Origin of the sequence: Candidatus Aegiribacteria sp., assembly GCA_021108005.1 — a bacterium.
Taxonomy (GTDB): domain Bacteria; phylum Fermentibacterota; class Fermentibacteria; order Fermentibacterales; family JCC-6; genus Aegiribacteria.
Genome location: JAIORS010000140.1, coordinates 1 through 2,835, shown reverse-complemented (window position 1 = coordinate 2,835; position 2,835 = coordinate 1). Strand labels below are relative to the sequence as shown.

At 45.0% G+C, this 2,835-nt stretch carries 4 protein-coding genes; 2 read left to right on the top strand and 2 right to left on the bottom strand.

Annotated elements, in window-relative coordinates; translation table 11 throughout:
* Positions 1 to 202 precede the first annotated feature (202 nt).
* Together K8S15_08575 and K8S15_08570 are read left to right on the top strand one after the other, a co-directional pair.
* Positions 203 to 403 carry a hypothetical protein gene (locus tag K8S15_08575; GenBank protein ID MCD4776085.1) on the top strand — a complete coding sequence of 67 codons (201 nt, stop codon included), beginning with the start codon at positions 203 to 205 and terminating at the stop codon, positions 401 to 403.
* A 475-nt stretch (positions 404 to 878) separates the two neighbouring features.
* On the top strand, positions 879 to 1,136 hold the full coding sequence (locus K8S15_08570) for an RNA-binding protein (protein MCD4776084.1): 258 nt from the start codon (positions 879 to 881) through the stop codon (positions 1,134 to 1,136).
* Positions 1,137 to 1,619: 483 nt separating this feature from the next.
* On the opposite strand, the gene K8S15_08565 is transcribed toward K8S15_08570, so the two are convergent.
* Both K8S15_08565 and K8S15_08560 read right to left on the bottom strand, forming a co-directional pair.
* On the bottom strand, positions 1,620 to 2,336 hold the full coding sequence (locus tag K8S15_08565; protein MCD4776083.1) for a hypothetical protein: 717 nt from the start codon (positions 2,334 to 2,336) through the stop codon (positions 1,620 to 1,622).
* Positions 2,337 to 2,462: 126 nt separating this feature from the next.
* A complete protein-coding gene (locus K8S15_08560; protein MCD4776082.1) occupies positions 2,463 to 2,714 on the bottom strand; it encodes a hypothetical protein in 252 nt (83 codons plus the stop codon).
* Between the last annotated feature and the right edge of the window lie 121 nt (positions 2,715 to 2,835).

Sequence of the window (2,835 nt, the reverse complement as noted above, 5' to 3'; positions counted from 1 at the left end):
GACCGAGCCTATCAGAAGCAGGACTACGAACACCCCGAAGCCTCTCAGTATCTTCACTGTCATAATCTATCCTTCATACCAATCGGGAAATCGGATTTTCCACTTTTCGGAACCAAACCCCTGAAGACCCTCCTTGCCCCGTCTCACTAACCCTTGATTCACTACTTACTACTCTAATGTAATGATACGGAGGACCCCAACCATGGTCAACGACCTGAAGGATTCACCTGCAACCGGAAACCCTTCTCAGGCGCACACCAGAACCAATGACGGTCTGCTTCGCCAGTACTTCCCCAGGAAGCGGAAGCTTAACAGAAAAATCGGAATGGACATCATCATCTCCGGCATATTCCTGTCCCAACTCAAGAGACGAAAAGGCTCCCCGGTTATTTACGAGCGGTGACTATTCCGCACAAGGCGTCAGTATCTTCATGGTTCTTGCTTAGCCATTCCAAGCATATGATGATTCCTAATCCTCTGATACAATTCACAGGCCACGGAAAAGTCTCTAATAATCCTGATTTGTCCAGAATGCATTTATGGTTATTCACTCGTTAGCATCGGCTTTACAATTCCGGACTTTCTAAAGAATTGCATATTAGAAACTTAATTGTATATTACTGCTGTAATGTGAAAGATAGATATTTTTAATTGATTGTAGTGTTTAGAAGGATTTACGTAATTTCTCACTCATCTTCCTCGTTAATTCCAAAACTATCATCGCAAAAGTGAAAAGAGCTTGTTTCACATCAGATTGCTGTTGTTTTACAGCACGGTTCCGGGCCGTATCCCGGTTGGCACGCCCCTGCTTTAGGGGCAACAGCGGCATTGATGCCGCATGGTACTTAGGGACGGAAGTCCCGGGAACAGGAGTTCGAATGGGTAAGAAACTGTTTGTTGGAGGATTAGCCTGGGCAACGGATGATAATAGTCTGAGCAAGGCTTTCGAGGAGTATGGTACTATTGAAGAAGCAAAAGTCATCACCGAAAGAGACTCAGGAAGGTCAAGAGGATTCGGTTTTGTGACCTTTGGAACCGATGAAGAAGCAAAGGCAGCCATGGAGGCGATGAACGGACAGGAAATGGACGGCCGTCAGCTCAAAGTGGACTTTGCCAACGACAAGCAAAGATCGTAACTAGAATTATTCTAGCTAAGTGATATAAGGGGAGGTCTTCGTACCTCCCCTTCTCCGTTATCTCCGGTTTATTCCTGTACCAGATCAAGAAACCCGGCAGGACCGGGGTGATCCTTGAGCAATAATCGTTCTTAAATAGCATGTATAATCAGTTAATCTTAGGGCTTCCTACCCATGTGCTTCCCAAACTCTGCTTCAACGAGTTCCTGGATTCTATCCTCTACCATCTTTACGCATGGCATCATTATCGCAGAGTAACCTTTGGACATTCGTCTCAGTTTGTGTCAACTTACCTGTGGCCATCGTCTTCTTCCTTTGGGTTTGGGTTGATCTGGTCATTAAAACAATACCCAATTGAGGGGATGATGGCCGCTCCTTAAACGACCGCTAGGAATTCACAGAAAAATAAGGACACAATCTAACCGACCTCTATCTCAGGAACGTCATCCTGCCATGGAACGTAGTCTGCACAAGGTAGAATGATTAAAGGTTTACTAGGGAGAAATCCAACGGTCTGAGGTTTACATGGGCTTCCATGAAGAATCTGTCTTCATTGAGCGGTATTTTGAGCATCTGCGAGAGCCTTTCGGCGTCTTTCTGAGGTTCCATGGCCGATGCCAGAATGATCCTGTCAGGGGCGATTTCTATATCCGTATCAAGGACATGATCGCGGACACTGACTGCTATCTTTTTGTTTTCACCATCTTTGACGTATTTTACAATCGGTTTGTTGTCATCTTCGTATCTGATGAATATCACACCCATATTTCTGGCCTGCTGGAGGTACTCTTCGTTGAAACCGTAGGTTCGTATATCACGGTAGAGGATATAGACATTCAGCTTCTGATTAAGTTCCTTGAGACGTATGGCGTTCTTGACCGCCTGCGTGCAGCATACTCTGGAACAGTAAGGATGGTCATCATCCCTTGATCCGACGCACTGGATCATCACGACGCTTTTCAGTTTGCTGTATTCTTTTTCGTTTTCCTCAAGAACTCTCTTCAATTCCAGCTGTTTAAGCACATTTTCGTCACCGTAAAGATACGAATCCGGCGTCATTTCAACAGCACCGGTCGTGATCACGATTATTCCGTGTTCGTACTCCTCGGTCTCCCCCGTATCGCTACTCTCTATTGAGGTAAGATAATTACCTATATAACCATCGATAGCAGATACTGTGGAGTTCAGGTATACAGTCAATCTTGGATGTTCTTCTATACTTTCTCCTTATCGAATCTACAGCCTGGGAAGAAGTATGCTTTTTTGATAGGAGGAAACATGATGTCAGGTTTGTTCTTACCGGACTCGAGCAGTTTTTTGAGTCGACTAATATTTTAATATATGAACCTTATACAAAGTCAATGATTTTAAATAGCACGTATGGGGATTCCAGTTGGCCATTCCACCGAAGGTCTGCGGCACAAGGATACCGCCGGGAAAGACATCTTTCTGATCAAGGGCTTCATGAAGGAACATCGAGAGAGTATCCCAGGCGCATCTGCAGAGCATTAGTAAGAGTTTTCTGTAATGCAGGAAGTGCATGAATATCTTCGGAACAGTCCATGCCCAGCACCGCATTCTTTACACCTGATCCTCCTCGCGAAGCCAAATTGAGGATCCTCACATTGTATGTATTTTCTTACGAAAGCTCTGTCCTAACAAGTCGGAGGCCAGCATAACAGCTACCGTGAGTAATGCT